Source organism: Pseudoalteromonas gelatinilytica (genome assembly GCF_001641615.1).
Classification (GTDB): Bacteria; Pseudomonadota; Gammaproteobacteria; order Enterobacterales; family Alteromonadaceae; genus Pseudoalteromonas; species Pseudoalteromonas gelatinilytica.
Genome location: NZ_LRRU01000004.1, coordinates 1 through 18,787 on the forward strand (window position 1 = coordinate 1; position 18,787 = coordinate 18,787).

Below are 18,787 nucleotides of genomic sequence, written 5' to 3' on the forward strand. Positions count from 1 at the left end.
GTGCGACGTGAAGTCGTATGAAGCGCTGTTCACCGCTTAATGAGTGAACCATCTGTATCACCAGATGATCCTAGGAGCCTGAATAAAGTAGCGGCTCTGACAATGTAACGAAGGTTGGTATGCGCCAATCGGGATCTTAATCGTGAGAGGACGATCCTCCTGATAACCACAAATCGGGTGAGTGCTAGGCAGTCAGTATGATGAACATAAGTGAATCCGCGTAAGGTGCGTTATATGATGAAACAGCGGAAGTGGTTAATACGCTGTAGCCAAAAGGCGCGAGAGTCGGAAAGAGATTGCCCCATGCTCTTTCGTGGTCACTGTACTCTCCGCACTATAGCGGGCATCTAACCTGACATTGCGCAACATACGGAACACGGTAAGCCTGTATCACTCCCTTTGGGAAAGCTTATATAGCCGATAGTGGTGCAGGTAGAGGATGTTGGAGAAAGCAAAGGCTGGATTGTAATGATGCAGATACAGACGTCTGTCTGGCACGAAAGTGAGCTGACTTCCGACTGGTCTTCCTTTGCAAGAGAATTTGAAGAACTTTATTCAAGGAGAAACGCAAATGATGATTTCAAAAGAGATTAGTGCCTCTCCTGACAGTGCTCAATGGCAATCCATAAATTGGAAAACTGTTGAGTCACACGTTTTAAAGCTTCAGATGCGTATTGCAAAAGCAACAAGAGAAAGTAAACACGGCAAAGCGAAAGCGTTGCAGTGGATACTGACTCACTCGCATTCGGCAAAACTTCTTGCTGTTAAGCGAGTATCACAAAACAAAGGCAGTAAAACGCCCGGAATAGACGGCGTCATCTGGAATACGGATACGCGCCGCATGAAAGCAGTCAATCAATTGAGCAGAAAAGCTTATCAAGCCAAACCGCTCAAGCGTATCTACATCCCTAAGAAAAACGGCAAGCTCAGACCTTTAGGTATCCCGTGCATGGTCGATAGAGCGCTACAAGCGCTTCACCTTCTCGCACTAGAGCCTGTGTCAGAAACACTTGCTGACCCAAATAGTTACGGCTTTCGGCGCAACAGAAGTACTGCTGATGCTATTGCTCAGTGTTTTCTCTGTTTGAGTAAAAAGCAATCCGCACAATGGGTTCTTGAGGGAGATATTAAAGCCTGTTTCGACAAGATTGGGCATCAATGGCTTATGAATAATATAGCTGTAGATAAACGAATATTGGAACAATGGTTAAAGTCTGGTTTTATGGACAAAGGGCTGTTCTATCGCACTGACGAGGGAACACCACAAGGCGGGATCATATCTCCAACCTTGATGCTGATGACTCTTGCAGGTCTTGAGCAACGCATAAAGTCCACCGCACTTAAAAATGGGGCGAGAGCCAACTTTATAGGATACGCTGATGATTTCGTCGTCACTTGCACTTCAAAGGACGTGCTGGAGAACGATATCAAACCGTTGATTGCTGACTTCTTAGCACACAGAGGCTTAACGCTCTCCGAAGAGAAAACGCACATTACTCACATTAGCCGTGGTTTTGACTTCCTAGGCTTTAACCATAGGAAGTACAAAGGAAAACTGCTCATTAAACCGAGCAAATCTAACACGTTAATATTTCTGAGTAACTTGCGCGAACTCATCAAAAAGCACGCAACCACCCCCGTTAATGATCTAATCAAGTTGATAAATCCGAAACTCAGGGGATGGTCGAACTACTATCGTCACTGCGTTGCTAAACAAATATTCGGATATGTGAGTCACAAACTATTTCTAGCGTTATGGCATTGGGCTAAAAGGCGTCATCCAACAAAATCAAAAACTTGGATCGCCATGAAGTACTTTATCAACCGTCGAGGCCAATGGCAATTTCACGGTTGGCTGAAGAGCATGAACATGGATTGTCAGTTTAATCTATTTCAAATAGCTAAGGTGCCAATAGAGAGACATGTGAAAATCAGGAGTGAAGCTACGCCTTTTGATCCTTTATACCAAGAATACTTGGCAAAGAGAAAAGCAAAGAGGCAATGCCGCAACTCTTGGAATGAACCTAATCTCGCTGCTTTATAAGTTGCTGGGTACCAATTAGGTGCCTTCGTGAAGGCTTGAGCCGTATGCAGTGAAAGTTGCACGTACGGTTCTTAGGAGGGCGACACTTGGTAACAGGTGTCGTCTATCCGACAAAAGCGAGTCAGCAGATAACTCGCCAATGGACAGAAACGCGTTAGAGACGAGGGACAGCTGTGTGCCATTTTCGGACATTGGTAACGCCTAAATAACAGGCTAAGTAATGGTTGGCTAAAATTGTGTAGCGAAGCGAACCGTAGCCAACTGTTACGTGTCCTTGTTTATTTTCTTGTTAGGCGATGACTGAACCTTACCTGTTAGCTGTTCCACCCTTTGATTAATAAAAATATATATGTTTGAAGAAAACATACCAACAATAACAGCAACTAAGATCATTGAATAAATCTCGCTACCAGTTTCAGAAATTAAAGTGCTTGTTTCTTGTGGGTTTTGTATCTGAGAGTTTGAAATGTATGGAGTTACCAGTGCAAGAAAAACTTTACTTTTAATGCCTAACCAGGAAAATGCGGCAATTAATCCAGAAGAAAATACCAGCTTTAAATTTTCGCCTACTTTCAAGCCAGATAGCATAACTCTTGATGACGCTCCTAATGCACCAAACAGCAAAGGAACAAGCAGTAACACAATCACATTATAAGCATCAGTGATCACCAGCAGTGTATCATCGTGTAATGTGAATATTTCAGGATTGAGTCGGGCAGTGTAGATAAGAGCAGCACCTATACCTAACAACAAATATGAAAAAATCGCTAAACGATATATCTCTTTTTTTCGGGTTATAAGAAATGTTTTGTCTTCAGTTTTAGATTGTTCTTCACTTTCAGAATCTTCTCTACCTATATTTACAACATTTTCATCACTTTCTTTTTTATCGTTTTCCATTATATCCCCAAGTTCAAGAGTTAACCTAGTCGCCTAACATTTTAGTATTTATGCGACACGCAGTCTGTGTTGCATAATCGCTTGTTGGACTGAGCCGCTACCTGCTCGGTGTGTCAGAGTTGGTGTTGTTTATGCTATGGGAATTTGCTTTTTGGTGGCTCTCACTTTCCTAGCTAATTTAATCAGCTTAGCGAGTGTTATGTAAGCTTTCCCTGCATTGCTCAGCGCTTTTTATGAATTCATTACACCTAAGTTTGGTCAGATAAGCAATTATAATTATTTCTTTTATAAAAGCTGGTAGGTTTGGGGAACTTCATTAAGGCACACCACCCTACCCAAAAAATGTGACTGATGAGATTTCTATGTAAAAAAACATATTACATTCTCGACTTTAAAATCTTTCAAAATAAGCTTAAATCTTTACAAATTTGACAAAAAATATAGTCTTCAATTTTGCTAGATTCTCGATAGACCAGAAGAAAACTCATGACTTACCAATAGTTTATATTTAAAGGGCTTGGCTGCTATTTGAGAAAATAATAGGTAAAGACATTTTCTAAATTTACTGAATCCAGCCAAAAGTGTTCAATTAATAAGCAGCAAAAGTGCTACAAAAACCTATCTTGACGTCATCAATTGAGAGGTTTTACATAACTATTTTAAATATCTAAAAATATTCAAAAACTCGCCCACCAAACTTTAAAAACATACAAAACAATAACTTAAAATTCACCAATTCCGTGGAACATATGACATATGTGCGACATTAAATGAAATTGTCATAACCTTGTCGTCATACTTGGTTTTAATTGAAAACAGTAAAAATTAGCATGGCATGATAGAGATATAATAATTTGGCTTGAATACCTAAATACCTTTGATAAAAATTATACAGTTGTAAGCTGCCTGATCGGCAGTGAAGGCGAAGAAGGATACCGAGAGGCAAAGGTGCAATTTCTAAGCTGCCTGTTCGGCAGTGAAGACTTTTACCTAATCACCCGCTTTGAGCTTTTTTTCTAAGCTGCCTGTTCGGCAGTGAAGTATAAATTGCAAGCATTAAAAAGCCCCTTTCGTTTCTAAGCTGCCAGTTCGGCAGTGAAGTAAACGCTATAATAGCCTTACACTTAACTGTATTTCTAAGCTGCCTGTTCGGCAGTGAAGAAAGCGAGCTTTAGCTGGGCTGCCTTACCTCTTTTCTAAGCTGCCTGTTCGGCAGTGAAGGTTTGTTGAAAGTTAAACCAGTGCAATTGTCATTTCTAAGCTGCCTGTTCGGCAGTGAAGCGAGGACTTGGCTATAGAGTCACTTTCGGAATTTTCTAAGCTGCCTGTTCGGCAGTGAAGTAAGTAAATGTCTGTTGACGATTGAGATAATATTTCTAAGCTGCCTGTTCGGCAGTGAAGATAATACTGAAAACTATACCGTGTTTAATAATTTTCTAAGCTGCCTGTTCGGCAGTGAAGAGATACGACATTAATGTAAACGGCTATTTCGATTTCTAAGCTGCCTGTTCGGCAGTGAAGAGAGCTTTAGCACTTGCAGCCCAAAACAGAATTTTCTAAGCTGCCTGTTCGGCAGTGAAGTGTGATAGACGCCGTTCTTGTTGCGCTTAAGCTTTCTAAGCTGCCTGTTCGGCAGTGAAGATCTAGCCGCTCTATAAGCTGAATTAATAGCATTTCTAAGCTGCCTGTGCGGCAGTAAAGAATACACGCATGTTTTGTGGTTACATCGAAGATTTCTAAGCTGCCTGTGCGGCAGTAAAGTATTTTTGTTATTTTCAAACCGGATAAAATTTTTTCTAAGCTGCCTGTGCGGCAGTAAAGACTTGATACAACCGAAAACCAAATACTTTTTTTTTCTAAGCTGCCTGTGCGGCAGTAAAGAAGTTGCCTATAGGTGAGCGCCAAGCAGTTATTTTCTAAGCTGCCTGTGCGGCAGTAAAGGGTAATATTCTAAAGGCTCACCAATTAAGTCATTTCTAAGCTGCCTGTGCGGCAGTAAAGTGCAATCGCTGTCGCACACATAAGCGCACTTGTTTCTAAGCTGCCTGTGCGGCAGTAAAGTATAAAATAAATGCAAAAAGATAAGTTGCAACAAGCTATTAAGGTAAAAAAACTAATTTTACCTTACTAAAAATAGCTAATTGCAACTTATTGTATTTGTTACCTATTTTTAAAGAGCAAAAATAAAGGGGAAAATTACCCTCTATTATTTTATTAAAACCATGGAATAGTTGCAGTTTTACTTAAACCGAATTGATCAAAACAACCTTGCACAGGTACTTTTTTTACTTCACCAAATTGCAGGTAACGACGATGTTTATACCCATTTGAGCTACTTTCAAGCTCAAAATATGGGTTATCAAGCCCTTTTAAAAACATTTTGGCTTTATAGATTTTCACCTGTTCATCACTAATGGAGCCTCGCTTTATTAAGCGCTTTAATTTTGACGGTGTCATTGTACTTTGAATACGCGAGATAGTTCGATATTCACTGCAACTCGGCACCTCTTTAATATCACTAACATCACAGTAACCCACTAAGCCCCCTAACCAATTTAATCCTGATAAGTCATGAAGCATGGCAACATTACTGTGTATGCGCATTACACGGCCTAGCTTTTCTTGATAGTTTGGAAAACTGACACCAATGCTGTCAGATTTCAACGTGAACAAAGCTTTATGCAGTTTTGTATACACTTTATTTAACAAAACATTTTCACGCATTTCTGCATCCGGTTTTATGGTGATTTCAATATAACTATCCACTTTTACCTCCTATATCCGTATGTTGCTGACGTACGCGAGTCCTTTTTTACCTAAGTAAAATGAAGAAACACCAGCATTCTCGATAAGTTGAGAGAGTTCTTTAGCTTTTTCACGTGAAATATCAATTTTGATGGCTAATTGACCAGATGCTTTGGTCATTAAGTGCTTAGATTTACCAACACCTTTGACCAACTCCTCTCTCATATATGGGTTTCCCCATATTTTTTTCTTTTCACCAGTCGTGTAGCGCCCCATAAAGTCTTTTTTAGTGAAGCCATTATTAGAGATACCACCGATACCACCCGCTTTAGTTTTAGCCGTGCTCATATCGTACTTATTACTAAGTCGTTCAAGCTGCAAATAAAGTGCTGAACAATACATACTTATTGGTAGAACAAGTCCCTTACTGTTAACACCTTTAAATTTTTCAAATTTATCTGCTAGATATTGGTAAGCTTGAGCAAGTTCTCCAGTTTTTTCTAACGGCTTTTGCTTATTTAGTTCTTCAAGTCTTGCTACTAATGTCAACGGATCAGCTGAAATTGAAGTTAAGGCTACATCCTGTTCTAAGACAAACATTATTAATTCAGACATATCTAACGATAATATGCTCCACAAATGCGCGGTGTAATCGGAAGTAAAAATAGGATCATTTACTTTGATCATGCCAGTAAATGAATTTTGATCGGTGCTGCCTGTCACGTTTCTGATATACGTCATTTCAGTATTTACAACATTAGGCTTATCATTGAAAGTAATAAGGGGCTCTATCTCTTTAAAAAAATAGTTCTCACTATTCCTTGATTGATATAGCTTTCGCTGATCGCCAATTAAACGATTTAACACCCCCATTACGGTATCAATGGTTACTTCTCGTTTAATAAAGTTTTCTGGCTTACTCAAACTCGTCATAGAACCAATAAATTTACGCCCCGTTTTAGGCGGTGGTTCATTGTTACACCCTTCCAGAAACGAATTTCGCCAACTTGATTCATATTCAATGGTTATTTTCATAACCGTCCCTTATTTAGCTTCAAAGTAAATTGCAAAATCTGTTTGTGGCTTCGAGCTTATTTCACTCTCGTCACGCTTAATACGCATCATTTTATTACTATCGTTATAATCAATGACCATCTCATCAACATACATATATGATTTTGCTTGGCGTATAGATAATTCAGCGATGAGGTTTACAGTAAATTGGACGAGTGCTTTTATTGCATCTTGGTTAAGTAAAATTCCATTTTCTCCTTCATCGAAAATAGTACCTCTACGCACATAATTAGTGTGAAAAATGGCTTTGGGAGACAATTCAGGGTCCAATTTTTGGATAAACTCTTCAACTGATTTAGCAACTTCTTCTCCTTGCCCTTCTTTAATTTGCATTGCCTCTCGGTCAAATTTTTTATCTAGGGAAATAAACTGTAATTGCTCAATACTTATTGAACCATATGAAATGTATTTAGTATCTCCAAAAGTGGTTTTTGAAAAGAATGATGAGTTATCACGTTCACCTGCTTGACCAAACTGTTCAAAATTACCATTACCTAATTGATCAACAAAGTCTTCTATTAGTAACGGGCTTGTGCGTTTGTTTTGGCTATTTGGTACAACATAGCCACGCACTAAACCTGTTACAGATGACAACACTTTAGTTAAATTATCCAGCTTCGCTTTGTTGGCATAGTGAATATCAAATGCTTGCGATCTAAATAAGTGGTGGCGTATACAGTTTTGACTAATGTAAAGAGGCGTTTCTTTAAAATCGATATCTGTTGCCTGCTTTTTATATTTATACCCTGTTTCTTGTTTTATTCTACCAGTCAAATTGGAGTAACCACGCAATTTGGGTAATGTATGATTGTCCACAGTTTTACCATCATCGCCCGTAAGTGTTGTCGGTCCATTCCAGTTCACTACGCCGTGACCTAACGCGACAATTTTAAAATCGACACTTTTAATTCCTGTTACTTTTTCCATGTATTTTTCCTTTCTAAATTTATGGTTTAACAATCTTATTAATTGACATTGCCCCAATTACTTGATTGGTGCCCTTTAAGTAATATATTGCAGCTTCGTCACCAACGTTTTCACCTAACTTTGTTAGTAAATCTGATGGTGTATAACTTAAGTAAATTGGAAACTGAGGCTCTACTGCAGCCCCTTCCAATACCTGCTTACGCAGTCCAATATTTTTAGAAGTAATCCCCTTGCTTGGACTAGTTTCATCTATCTGGTGGTGCTTTTTCGCTACGTAATCAATAATGCCTGTATTACGCAGCAAGTTGAGTGACTCGGTGTAACAATTTGAAAAATCGTTATCCGTTTCTTGCCAATCAACCGCATATTCATTGGTGATGGTAAAATTTTCAAAGCTTTCAATATTCATCACAACCATCTGCACAAAACGACTATCCCCCCGTAGCGATGATTTTTTCAATTTCTTTTTATCACTGGCTTTTTGTTTTTTGATAAAACGAATTGGGTCGTGTACTTTAGCAGCAATGACTTTAACACTTTCTTTTAATGCGGCAATTAAGTCTTGTTCAACGGCTTCTTGCCCTTGGGTAGATTGATAAAAGGCTCCATAAAGCTGGTAAATCTCATTAATAGTTAAAGGCTGTTCTGTTAAGTTATTTTGTAAAAACTCGTACCATGCATACGCACTCCGGTAACTGTTATTTCCATTTAAGAAGCGAGCACAATTACACGTAATTTTACCGTTAGACTCAGGAATAACGCTTGGCACAGCCACCGTATATTGATTAACATTTTGGCTATTTCCAAATCGGTCTAACCGCCCTAGCCGCTGCAAAAAATTCTCTGCCAAAGTAAACTCACTGGTCATTTGCGAGCATGTAATATTAAGCGCAGCTTGGACTATCGGACCACTTCGCAATACATCAAATGCTTGCGTACCATCCACTTTGAAGCTTTCATAGACTTTGTTAAAAATGACAAGTTTATCTTTTGCTTTAAACTTGCCATGAAACAAAATGGCATTTTCTGTCTCTTGGTTTTGTATAAATGCTTGTTGAGCAAGAGTAGCCGTATTACTAATAACTATGGTGTTTTTGGGCTGGAGTTTAAATAATGGATTTGTTTCGTTTGATTGAGACTCATCAAATAGCTCAAAATTGATTTGATAGTGACTCGGGTTAAAACTTTGGATTGATTTAATGTCTTGTTTGTCGATTTCTAAAACGCTCTCGATAAAGCAATAATTAGGTGTTGCTGAAACAAGTAATGTATTAGCATTTCTACCCATCAATTTTTTCGCTTGAACTAACTCAGCAAACAATAAATTAAAAGCAGACATAGGGATATATTCATGAAATTCATCAAAGACAACATGGCTATTTAAGAAGTCGGTAAAAGCAGTCACATTAGAATGTGTCGTAATACTATTAATTACTTGATCAATCGTCGTTAATACAATATCACCAGAAAACTCTTGCCCTTGCGACGTCATTTCTTGTTCGCCTTGGTTATTGATGAATTTAAGTTCCCCAGTACATATTTCAATTTTGCTTGATGATAGGTATTCATCACTAGTTAGGTCTTGGTAAAGACCTTCACACACTTGAACTCTCGGGCAGATCCAGATGATTTTATTGGCTTCGCTAAGTTTTGCCCATTCCAAGGCAATTTTAGTTTTACCACAACCAGCAGGGCCATTGAGTACAGCAACATGTTCAATATCCAATAACGACTTTGCAGTAGCTGTTTGCTCGATATTCCGCTCACTATTCGGGTATTTTTCCTCAAATCCCGATAAACAGTCATGTATTTGCTGTGTTATATCACTTTGTTGTTGAAGTGTTTTTTCAACCAATAAATCCAACGTACCTGTTCCGATATAATTACTCAGTTCTTCTGAACTTAATGCAGAAACTTGGCGATCAGCACTTATCACACAGGCTCTTAAAATATCAGCTTTGGCATTCAAGTTAATGTCATTAATGTAGGGTTTAAACGACTCTTCCAATTGGTATTGCTTGTAGTGTGGTAAATCAGTGTTACGAAATTCAGAAGTTAAGTCTTCGTCATACTTAATAGTACATTTAGTGAAGTCAGCACTTAAACTAGGTTGAGCATAACTATTTTGGATTTTTGCGATTTCATGAAGTAATAACTCAGTATGCTCAACTAGCTCGTGCAGCCCTTTGTCTTTGTATATCGCATTCAGTTTACGATGCACATCGTTGATCTTTACATATTCATCTTTACGTACTGGCTTAGCATGATGCCAATAAACGGTATGCTTAATTAATGATATTAACTTTTTGTTAGGAAGCACGGCTTCTAACTCTATAAACTGACATAACCATAATGAGACTTCATTGTGGCGCGGATGTTTTTCAAAAGAAAATTTTGCTTTATCAATATGCAGGCCATCTTCTTCTTGTTCTATTATCTGCTTTTTGTTTTTAGTAATCGCTTTCTCAAGCCAAGCTCTATATTCTGGGTCTAATTTACCAATATCATGTAAACAACCACTTACAAAAGCTGCTTGCTTTAAACCTGTTTGTTCGCTACCGAATAACTTTTCAACTAACAACGCTGCTACGATGCCTACACCATATAGATGTTTTGAAAGTAACTGCTTTTGAGTATTTGCATAAACGATTTCTGACATTATTTTTGTCTCATCCATTTTAGTATCATTTACAGTGGTATAATTCACTGGCACTACGCCTTCCAAATTAAACTTATTTTTATTGCCAACTACCCATAAAAATTGGCTTCGGGCGCGGCTTCGGATCCAATGGCAACTTACGGCAGTACTTCGGCTGGCGGTTTTGCGTAGCATTTTTTTAACCGTATCGAGGCCTTCTTGAGTGATCACGGTTTGCCACGTGTTGTCACCAATACGGTTGGCAAAGGCATCAAGCACGCGCCTTGTCTTTTTAATGGCGTTTTTTTCACATTGACTGACAAACGTGACCATCATAAGGGATCACCCTGTTGACTTGCGTCAATCACCGCCATTTGCTCTTCGCTTAAGACGACTGCTTTGAGAGTATCGAACATATAATCGAGTGCTTTGTGGTCGGTAAAAGCTTGCAAAATTTGCTGGCGAAACTCTTGAACGGTGGCATTTTCTTTGGCACAAATAAATGCCCAAGGCAGTACCAATGCATCTTTGATTAAATCAGCAATATCAAAAACTAAAGCACCGCGCCGTGTTTTACCATGCATAACAGCAAAACCATGAGGAATGCCAAGCACCCAAAGCGTGGATGCAGCTAGGCCATACGCTAAGTAATTACCATGATTTAAAAAGTCATTCGCTTTGCCTATATCAACTTTGCTTGTTGATTGATGCTGACGCTTAAAACCATCTGCTTGTGTTGTATTTGCAGCATATTTATACAGCACTTTTGTAAGCTGAGCTTCAGTGAGAAGCAGTTCTTGTGAGTTTGTGGCTTTTTCTGTTCGAGTAAAAAAAGTGTCTAGTGCACCTTGAATGGCTTTATCTTCAAAGTTAAAGCCCTCTCCTTTTAAATCTCGATCTTTTTGCCAAACTTGTTTTAAAAAATCGATGCGAGCACTCTGGAAGATTTTTGCAGCGGCTAAACGTTTGTCATCATCAAACCAAAAGGCCATCCAACCTTGTAGGTATTCAGTTGGGCGATATTCGTTTTGTGGGGTGAACCATTCTATTTCATTGCCCATGTAAAGCGGCATGCCACCGCCACCACTAAAACCAACTAATACGCCTGCTTGTGCGAGCATACGCATTGCAGCTTGGGTAATTGAAGTACCATTACCCAACAAAATCACTGTGGTGTTAGCAATTGGGATATTGTAGTAGAGATTTTCTTTGGTGGCTTCAGTCAGGTAAAGAACTCGACCATCTTTTTGCATCAGCCGGCAATATTCGAGATAGTAAAGATTGGCGCGTTTTGAATGCAATATTGCTTTTAAATCACTAGGGCTAAATTGATCCATACACACAATTCCCTTTTATGTAGTATGTTTAACTTTAAGTTAACTTATCAATAACCTTGTATATTGTCACTTTTAATTATTACACTAACGCCTTCAGCTTCTAAAATTCAATACACTTACTCTCATTCTATTGCACAAATAACGGATAATTAGTATTTAAATTTGATAATTACTTTAATTTTTATTAATCGAGTTTTTGTACAAAATATAATCACGATGTATGAAGCCAACTTTAGGGCTCCCCATATACTTAGCTGATACAAAAACCCAAGTTTTATTTTGATCTTTGATTATTGTGATAGGTTGCGCTAAATCTAATGTTGCAATGATCTGCCCTTCAAAAGAAGGCAAATCACGTAAATGTACTTTAGTTCCACTAACAAAACTTTTAACTTCATTAAAATTAATATCTTTTTCTTTTCCACTTTTAGGTTCAACATAAAAACTTATAACTCCTGTAAATAAAATAATTCCTATTAACCATCTATAGAAAACTTTATGTCTAAGCGAGCTATCAACAACCTTCTTTTTAAAAAAGATAGAAAAAAACTTTAAGAATACGTTTTTATATAAAAAATAAAGTTTTGCTTTTTTAAAACCTTTCACTCTTCCTCTAAGGACTGAGAAACTTTTATTGTGAACACCTTTTGGTAAATCTAAATGACCAAAGAAAGAATATATTTGAACACTTTGGCTACCTTTACTAATTCCATCAGCTAGAGTATCTAAGTTAAAAATTTTTTGTAATTCTCTCTCAATATTTAAAGTACTAGAAACTGCAGATTTTAAGAAAACATGATACCAATAAGTATCCATGAAATGAATGAGCTGGGTAACTACCGCTCCTAATAATGCAAACATTATCGCAGCCGAAATCTTAACCCCTAATAGGGTTACATAAATATCATTGTGTAACGAAACACCAACACCAGTTAAAAAACCAGAGAAGACTAAGACCGCAAAGTTTCTTACTTTCATTGAAACATCATTAAAATGTTGTTGAACTAAGGTTGACTGTTTCCAGTACTCCAGCAACAATGTACTTCTTGATTCTTCAGACAAACCTCTATTTACGCGTCTAACTCTTCCCTGGTTTCTCAACATTTTAATTACCTACTTTCCCGTAAACCTTTCAAATTCAAATAACTCTAGTATTTCACAAAAATTATTTACTTCATAATCAGCATTATGTTTCTGAGCATTTTCTTTGATTTGCTTTTCCCGCTCAACATCCTCATCAGTCCAATGAGTCACTTCTCTTAATAAATCATAATCAGATTTTCTATCCTCAAAATGGATATTCCCATACTTAGCATAAACTGAGGTAACATTTGCATCATAGGCCATATCTATATCTTTGATTTCAGAATCACCTATGTAAACACACTGAGAAACATCTGCACCAATTTCTTTTATTATTTCAAGCAGAATTTTAGGGTTCGGTTTCAGTTCACCTTCTGGAGTTTGCTTAAACTTAGTGTTTTCAAAAACAATTGGAGTTCTGCAATCATCACTGATTGGTAATTTTTTATGATCTCCTGGCGAATACACAGTATCAATGAAGTATTCTAAACCTAATCTTTTTAACCTAAATTTTGTATACCACTCTTTGGATTCAGTATAAGCAATCACTTTAACTCTTTTACTACGAAGTTCAGAAAGAGTATCGTACACCCCTTTGTAGAGCTTTAAATGACTTAACCGGTTACTCCTAGAGGCATGGATAGCTGGGTTTAAAGTTCTTAGTAGCTCGTCTTTATCCTTATAGATAGCCTGTAAAGAAGGTAATTCTTCCAGGACAAAAGCATACTCAGCTGTTCCATGCTTTTGATGTATAGTTCTAATTTCTGCTTTAAGAATATCTTTACTTACACCAGTTATTTCAGATGTCTTCTCTAGTAATGGATTAAAAGTTGCAAACCATATACTGAACCAATCGAACAAAGTATTATCAATGTCTGTTATTAGCACTGACTTTAGTTGTTTTGTCATTTCCTAACCCTACAAATTTTTTAATCCAAACTCCGCGTACTGTACAGCAAAGCATATTTAAAATGAAGAAACACCAATAGATTGAGCTCTTTACTTGCGTTCACAAACAGCTAAAAAGGGTTTTACACTAATTTTGAAAAGCGGTTTATGTTGGAGCTAATTCTATAGGTAATTAAAAAATCAATTTTCTAAATACTCACCAAGGCAAACGCTAGTAGACCGACCATATCTATCAAGGATAACCTGTCTTATATTCTCCTCTACAACAGTTCGGCTAATCACATCACCTTTTCTCAAGTTAGTAGCTTTGAGTGGAACTAAAGTGATCTTAAAATCATCAGTTGGGTAATCATACTTCACTTGAAAAAGTTCTTTTCCTGAACTTCCAACAATTGTAAATATTGAATCCATCCTGTAAATTGCAAGGGACACATTACTTTGAGCTGTTTTATCAATAATGCCTTGAAAGCTTAATTCCAGCTTCTTGTAATATCGGCGTTTTATATTTCTAGTTCGTTGAACACTTTTGAGTTTTTTAATATTTTTAGATACTTGAAATTTTATATAACATCTCGTCAATAAAATTATAATTACAAAAATAGATATCAATATAGCTATAAAACTTAACAAAAAAACTCCTTACATATTCTTAATTATTTAACTTTTTCACTAAATGCTCACTCCACCACTCCATCATCTCCCGTCTACGAGCTAGATATTGAGCTCGGTTATATGCTCGTCTAACCTCATTTTTATCAGTGTGGGCCAGTGCGCTTTCAATTAAATCAGGGTCGAAGCCCTTTTCATTAAGAATTGTACTACCTAAAGCTCTTAAGCCATGAGCTACTAGAATGTTTTGAAAGCCCATTCTTTTTAATGCAGCATTTGCCGTTTGTGGATTCGTATGAGTTCTTGGATTTCGGTCTGCAGGAAAGATATATTCTAAATGTGCACTTATTGGTTTCATAAGCTCAAGCAAGTGTAGTGATTGCTTAGTTAAAGGAATTTTATGCTCCTTCCTTGCTTTCATTCTTTCTGCAGGAATAGTCCAAATTGCATTTTCAAAATCTATTTCAGACCATTTAGCACAAGCTGCTTCTGATGGTCTGCATAATGTATGTAGTTGCCACTCAATTAAGCAACGCGTTGTATATTTTATACTTGCACGATTTAGTCGTTCTAATAATTCAGGTAACCTTTCTGGTTCAATGGTATTCATGTGATTACGTTTAGGAGACTGAAAGGCACTCTTAATTCCAGCTAATGGATTAGCATGGATAATTCCCGTATTAACAGCATACGTCATGATCTCATTTACACGTTGGCAAAGACGTCTAATTTGCTCGTACACGCCTCGCGCAGCTAAAGGCTGCATGACTTCAATAACTAAAGGCGCTGTTAAGTCTCTTATTGCTCTATCTCCTAGTCTAGGAAATAAGTGGTTTTCTAAAGAACTCCATAAATCCTCAGCATAGCCTTCTGTCACAGTAGTCTTTTTTATTTCGAACCACTTTTGAGCCACCAGCCTAAAAGTGTTTTGAGCTTCGCTTATTTCAAATGCCTCAGCCTGTTTTTTGTGCTCTTTTGGATCAATGTTTTTTGCGAGCAATGTACGAGCTTCTTCTCTTAATTGCCTAGCTTCTTTTAAAGTAATTAGTGGGTAAGTACCAAAGCTAATATTTGTTCTTTTTTTGGTATAGGGAGGACTATATCGAAAGATCCAAGATTTAGTTCCTGATGTAAGAACTCTTAAAATTAAACCTTCGCCATCTGATAACTCATAATTTTTATCTGATGCTTTAGCTCTTTTTATTTGAGTATCATTTAATCGAGTTGCTACTTTAGGCATTGTCTGCACCTGCTGAATGTGGTCACTTTGAATTTATGGCCCATGGCTTTTAGCCTATCAATTTGGTGGGCCACTCTATGGTACATCGTAACCCGAAAAGTGCAAAACAACGTCGAACAGTACAGATACAAAAAACCCCTCAAACCTAGAAGATTTAAGGGGTTTCAGGTCGTCTTCGGTGGTAACCGAACACTATATTGGTGGAGCTGGGGGGATTTGAACCCCCGTCCGAAAAGCCTCGACCTTTGGTACTACATGCTTAGTATCGTCTTTTAGTTAACCTTATACAGCTCGGACGAACACGATCTGCAAAGGCGAGGCCGCTTAGTTTTAGCCCTTCAACCCCGGCCAGGGTTTCCGTAGCGAGTCCGTGTAGGGTGACACTTCAGAACCGGGTCCACAGACATACACCGGAGAAGTGCTAGCGGGCTATTATGCCGCTAGAGCGTAGTTATCGTCGTTTGCGATTACTTTAAATTGCGGCTTTTTTACGAGGCCAACCGCACCTCGACATGCACCTCGGGCGTCTTGAATTCCGTCGAATCCTAATCAGCCCCTGAATTTGGTATCTCATTCAGAGTGTTCATGCAGTATAACTGAGTAGCCTATTCAGACTCAAGGCATTAATCAGGAAATTTTTGCTAAGTGCCTTTGAATGCTGAATTTTCAGGCAGGAAAAATCAGTTTTTATACATATTTTCACATTTTAATCATACAAATTCTTAACATAGTACAAAAGTTGTGCTGAAATAAGAAACGTTGTTACCCTTCTTCAAAATAACCTGTAACAACACATAACTATAACAACAGGCAGTTTTTTACAGGGCTTTTCAGATGTCGATGTTTTCATTCGATGAACAAAGTGGCTATGTCTCTTTGTGTGAGCATCCTCGAGATGCAGGTTTTCCTACTACGAGTTCTCAATTAATTGAATTACTTGAGCAGTCGCCTTATGCAAATTACGAATATATTGATGCCAATATAGGCAAGTTGTTTATACCTAGCAGCCAATATCAAAACCAATCGTTAGTGGTTGCTAAAGCGGTTGATGCTCACCTTGAAGTGAAAGTTGATGCTAAAAACATGGTGGTTGAAGCAAGCCTAACAACAGCCCGTGGCGGTAAAATTGTCAGCATGGATATGGCGCAAGAGGTGCTTGCAGAGGCGGGCGTGATTAAAGGCATTAGTTTACGTGCTCTCGATACCTTCTTAGGCCAACAATTTAAGCAACCACCTGGCGCCCATTACACCGCGATTGTTGCCCATGGCCGAATGCCTAAAGAAGGCACCGATGCTAAATTCGTGCGCTTATGCTCAACAGCACAAGACCGCGTTCTTAGCCCGCAAGCGACCTCTGGCGGTAAAGTCGACATGCGTAATTTAGGTGCCATTATTACCGTTAAACCTGGCACGCCATTAATGCAACGAGTCCCTGCAACCCCCGGTGAAGATGGCTTTACAGTGTTTGGGGATGTGATGCCTGCAAAACCTGGTAAAGACTTACCCCTTGAGCCATTCGAAGGAACGCGCATCGATCCAAACAATAGTGATATGTTGATTGCCGATGCGAAGGGCGTGCCTGTTGCCCTACCCCGCGGTATGCGCGTAGACGACGTATTGTGCTTTCATCATGTTGATGTAAGTACGGGCCATGTCGAATTTGATGGCAGTGTTATTATTAGTGGTGATGTAAAAGATGGTATGCGCGTCAAAGCCACGGGTGATATCACTGTATTAGGCTTTGTTGAATCAGCCACAATTGAAAGTAAAAGTGAAGTCACCGTCATGCTTGGGGCTGTTGGCAGAAAACGTGAAAACGTCGAAAACTTTACCTGTAACATCACGGCTTCGCGCACTATCTCAGTGGGTTATGCTCAGTACTGCCATATAAAAACAGAGCAAGATTTATTCATTGAACGCCAAGCTTTACATTGTGATTTAAGCGCTCGCCGCCTTATTCGAGTCGGCAAAGCCAATAATCCGCGAGGCAAAATTATTGGTGGCAATATTTTAGATGCGATGCGAATAGAAACCGGCGAGCTTGGTGCGCCATCAGGCACTAAAACACGGGTTTTCATTGCTCAGTACTGGCATGATTTACGCCAAAAGCAGCAACAAATTAATGACTTTGAAAAGTTATTAGCGACAAAAGCAGCTGCCTTACAGCAAGCACGCAAAAAGGCTAATAAAATACCCGACCCAGCTCAACGTGCGCATTATATTAAAAAGATCACTGCCAGTGAGCAGCAGATCAAAATTAAAACAGCCAGCACGAAGAAAAAGAAACACTTAGTGAAAATTAAGATTGCGCGCTTATTAGCAACAAGCCGCTTAAAAGTGAATGAATTAATGCATCCAGGGGTGGAGCTTAAGATAGCGCAAGAGAGTAAACAGTTTTCACGTATTTACCCTCCTAACATGGTGCGTTTTTTTGAAGGTAAGATCACTCAGTCGTTTTAGTGGCTGAGTCTTGCTCTTCTTCACTTGCTTCAGTTTCAGGCAATGGCCAACCGCCAAGTTGTTGCCAGCGATTAACGATTAAACAGAACAATTCTGCAGTACGCTCGGTATCATATAATGCTGAGTGAGCCTGCTTATTGTCAAACTCAATACCGGCTGTTCTACATGCTTTCGCTAGCACTGTTTGTCCTAGTGCAAGACCCGCTAGTGATGTGGTATCAAAGCTAACAAATGGATGAAATGGCGTGCGTTTAATTTTACAACGCTCAATGGCGGCATTTAAAAAGCCGTGATCAAACGCGGCGTTATGTGCTACAACCACTGCACGCTGACAACCTGCTGCTTTTTGTGCCTTGCGCACGACTTTACAGATTTCTTTAATCGCTTCTTCCTCAGGCACTGCACCACGCAGCGCAGAAAAAGGATCAATACCATTAAACTCAATGGCCGCTTGTTCGATATTCGCGCCTTCAAATGGCTCAACATGAAAATGCACTGTATGATCAATACTTAACACGCCGTCGTCATCCATTTTAAGGACAGATGCAGCAATTTCTAATAACGCATCGGTCTCTTTATTAAAACCTGCGGTTTCAACATCAATCACAACAGGAAAAAAGCCACGAAAGCGTTTTGCGAAAAGAGTTTGTTCAGTATTTTCCATAGTCTTCTTGGTTTGCCAGTGTAAGCTGGCTATTATGTCAAAAACCACGGCTACTCTGCTAGAGTAAATAGTGTGAAATCGCAGATTCTTACTGAGTTTTTAGGCACATTACTTGCTTTATATTAATCAGCTAGCCCTGTGTTTAGTGTGCTGATGC

13 protein-coding genes, 1 other RNA gene and 1 CRISPR repeat array are annotated in these 18,787 nt (G+C 38.6%); of the genes, 2 read left to right on the forward strand and 12 right to left on the reverse strand.

The window, feature by feature from the left end; genetic code table 11:
- Positions 1–571: 571 nt before the first annotated feature.
- Complete coding sequence (gene ltrA / locus NH153_RS00710; protein WP_063700015.1) at positions 572–2,044, forward strand: group II intron reverse transcriptase/maturase; 1,473 nt, start codon at positions 572–574, stop codon at positions 2,042–2,044.
- Between the two features lie 264 nt (positions 2,045–2,308).
- Here the strand turns inward: ltrA and NH153_RS00715 are convergent, their stop codons facing one another.
- The 11 genes from NH153_RS00715 to ssrA form a co-directional block, all read right to left on the reverse strand.
- Positions 2,309–2,944 carry a hypothetical protein gene (locus tag NH153_RS00715; RefSeq protein ID WP_063700017.1) on the reverse strand — a complete coding sequence of 212 codons (636 nt, stop codon included), beginning with the start codon at positions 2,942–2,944 and terminating at the stop codon, positions 2,309–2,311.
- Between the two features lie 894 nt (positions 2,945–3,838).
- A CRISPR array of direct repeats spans positions 3,839–5,005; the repeat unit is 28 nt; unit sequence TTTCTAAGCTGCCTGTTCGGCAGTGAAG.
- Positions 5,006–5,158: 153 nt separating this feature from the next.
- A complete protein-coding gene (gene cas6f, locus NH153_RS00720) occupies positions 5,159–5,710 on the reverse strand; it encodes a type I-F CRISPR-associated endoribonuclease Cas6/Csy4 (protein ID WP_063700019.1) in 552 nt (183 codons plus the stop codon).
- Between the two features lie 9 nt (positions 5,711–5,719).
- On the reverse strand, positions 5,720–6,724 hold the full coding sequence (gene cas5fv / locus NH153_RS00725) for a type I-Fv CRISPR-associated protein Cas5fv (RefSeq protein ID WP_063700021.1): 1,005 nt from the start codon (positions 6,722–6,724) through the stop codon (positions 5,720–5,722).
- A 9-nt stretch (positions 6,725–6,733) separates the two neighbouring features.
- Positions 6,734–7,690, reverse strand: a complete 957-nt coding sequence (gene cas7fv, locus NH153_RS00730) for a type I-Fv CRISPR-associated protein Cas7fv (protein WP_063700023.1) — start codon at positions 7,688–7,690, stop codon at positions 6,734–6,736.
- Between the two features lie 19 nt (positions 7,691–7,709).
- Entirely contained in the window at positions 7,710–10,664 is a 2,955-nt protein-coding gene (locus NH153_RS00735) for a CRISPR-associated endonuclease Cas3'' (protein WP_063700025.1), read from the reverse strand.
- Positions 10,661–11,665, reverse strand: coding sequence for a type I-F CRISPR-associated endonuclease Cas1f (gene cas1f, locus NH153_RS00740; protein WP_063700027.1), 1,005 nt, complete (start codon positions 11,663–11,665; stop codon positions 10,661–10,663). Before cas1f ends, NH153_RS00735 begins: the two co-directional genes overlap by 4 nt.
- 174 nt (positions 11,666–11,839) lie before the next feature.
- Positions 11,840–12,769 carry an SH3 domain-containing protein gene (locus tag NH153_RS00745; RefSeq protein WP_063700029.1) on the reverse strand — a complete coding sequence of 310 codons (930 nt, stop codon included), beginning with the start codon at positions 12,767–12,769 and terminating at the stop codon, positions 11,840–11,842.
- Positions 12,770–12,778: 9 nt separating this feature from the next.
- A complete protein-coding gene (locus NH153_RS00750) occupies positions 12,779–13,657 on the reverse strand; it encodes a N6-methyl-deoxyadenosine monophosphate phosphatase MisB (protein ID WP_063700031.1) in 879 nt (292 codons plus the stop codon).
- A 180-nt stretch (positions 13,658–13,837) separates the two neighbouring features.
- Positions 13,838–14,287 (reverse strand): hypothetical protein, encoded by a 450-nt coding sequence (locus NH153_RS00755; protein WP_063700033.1) that lies wholly within the window; start codon positions 14,285–14,287, stop codon positions 13,838–13,840.
- A gap of 19 nt (positions 14,288–14,306) precedes the next feature.
- A complete protein-coding gene (locus NH153_RS00760; RefSeq protein ID WP_063700035.1) occupies positions 14,307–15,506 on the reverse strand; it encodes an integrase domain-containing protein in 1,200 nt (399 codons plus the stop codon).
- A 198-nt stretch (positions 15,507–15,704) separates the two neighbouring features.
- Positions 15,705–16,063: a transfer-messenger RNA gene (gene ssrA, locus NH153_RS00765) on the reverse strand.
- Between the two features lie 277 nt (positions 16,064–16,340).
- Here ssrA and NH153_RS00770 point away from each other — a divergent pair.
- Positions 16,341–17,966: a FapA family protein gene (locus tag NH153_RS00770; protein WP_063700037.1), complete on the forward strand. Its 1,626-nt coding sequence runs from the start codon at positions 16,341–16,343 to the stop codon at positions 17,964–17,966.
- Here the strand turns inward: NH153_RS00770 and rnt are convergent.
- Positions 17,950–18,630 carry a ribonuclease T gene (rnt, locus tag NH153_RS00775; RefSeq protein WP_063700039.1) on the reverse strand — a complete coding sequence of 227 codons (681 nt, stop codon included), beginning with the start codon at positions 18,628–18,630 and terminating at the stop codon, positions 17,950–17,952. The two genes, NH153_RS00770 and rnt, sit on opposite strands and share 17 nt — an antisense overlap.
- Positions 18,631–18,787: the final 157 nt, after the last annotated feature.

Excerpts from the sequence above, each read along its gene's own strand:
- ltrA (WP_063700015.1), top strand. The coding sequence starts at position 572 with ATGATGATTTCAAAAGAGATTAGTGCCTCTCCTGACAGTGCTCAATGG.
- NH153_RS00715 (WP_063700017.1), bottom strand. The coding sequence starts at position 2,944 with ATGGAAAACGATAAAAAAGAAAGTGATGAAAATGTTGTAAATATAGGT.
- cas5fv (WP_063700021.1), bottom strand. The coding sequence starts at position 6,724 with ATGAAAATAACCATTGAATATGAATCAAGTTGGCGAAATTCGTTTCTG.
- cas7fv (WP_063700023.1), bottom strand. The coding sequence starts at position 7,690 with ATGGAAAAAGTAACAGGAATTAAAAGTGTCGATTTTAAAATTGTCGCG.
- NH153_RS00735 (WP_063700025.1), bottom strand. The coding sequence starts at position 10,664 with ATGATGGTCACGTTTGTCAGTCAATGTGAAAAAAACGCCATTAAAAAG.
- cas1f (WP_063700027.1), bottom strand. The coding sequence starts at position 11,665 with ATGGATCAATTTAGCCCTAGTGATTTAAAAGCAATATTGCATTCAAAA.
- NH153_RS00745 (WP_063700029.1), bottom strand. The coding sequence starts at position 12,769 with ATGTTGAGAAACCAGGGAAGAGTTAGACGCGTAAATAGAGGTTTGTCT.
- NH153_RS00750 (WP_063700031.1), bottom strand. The coding sequence starts at position 13,657 with ATGACAAAACAACTAAAGTCAGTGCTAATAACAGACATTGATAATACT.
- NH153_RS00760 (WP_063700035.1), bottom strand. The coding sequence starts at position 15,506 with ATGCCTAAAGTAGCAACTCGATTAAATGATACTCAAATAAAAAGAGCT.
- NH153_RS00770 (WP_063700037.1), top strand. The coding sequence starts at position 16,341 with ATGTCGATGTTTTCATTCGATGAACAAAGTGGCTATGTCTCTTTGTGT.
- rnt (WP_063700039.1), bottom strand. The coding sequence starts at position 18,630 with ATGGAAAATACTGAACAAACTCTTTTCGCAAAACGCTTTCGTGGCTTT.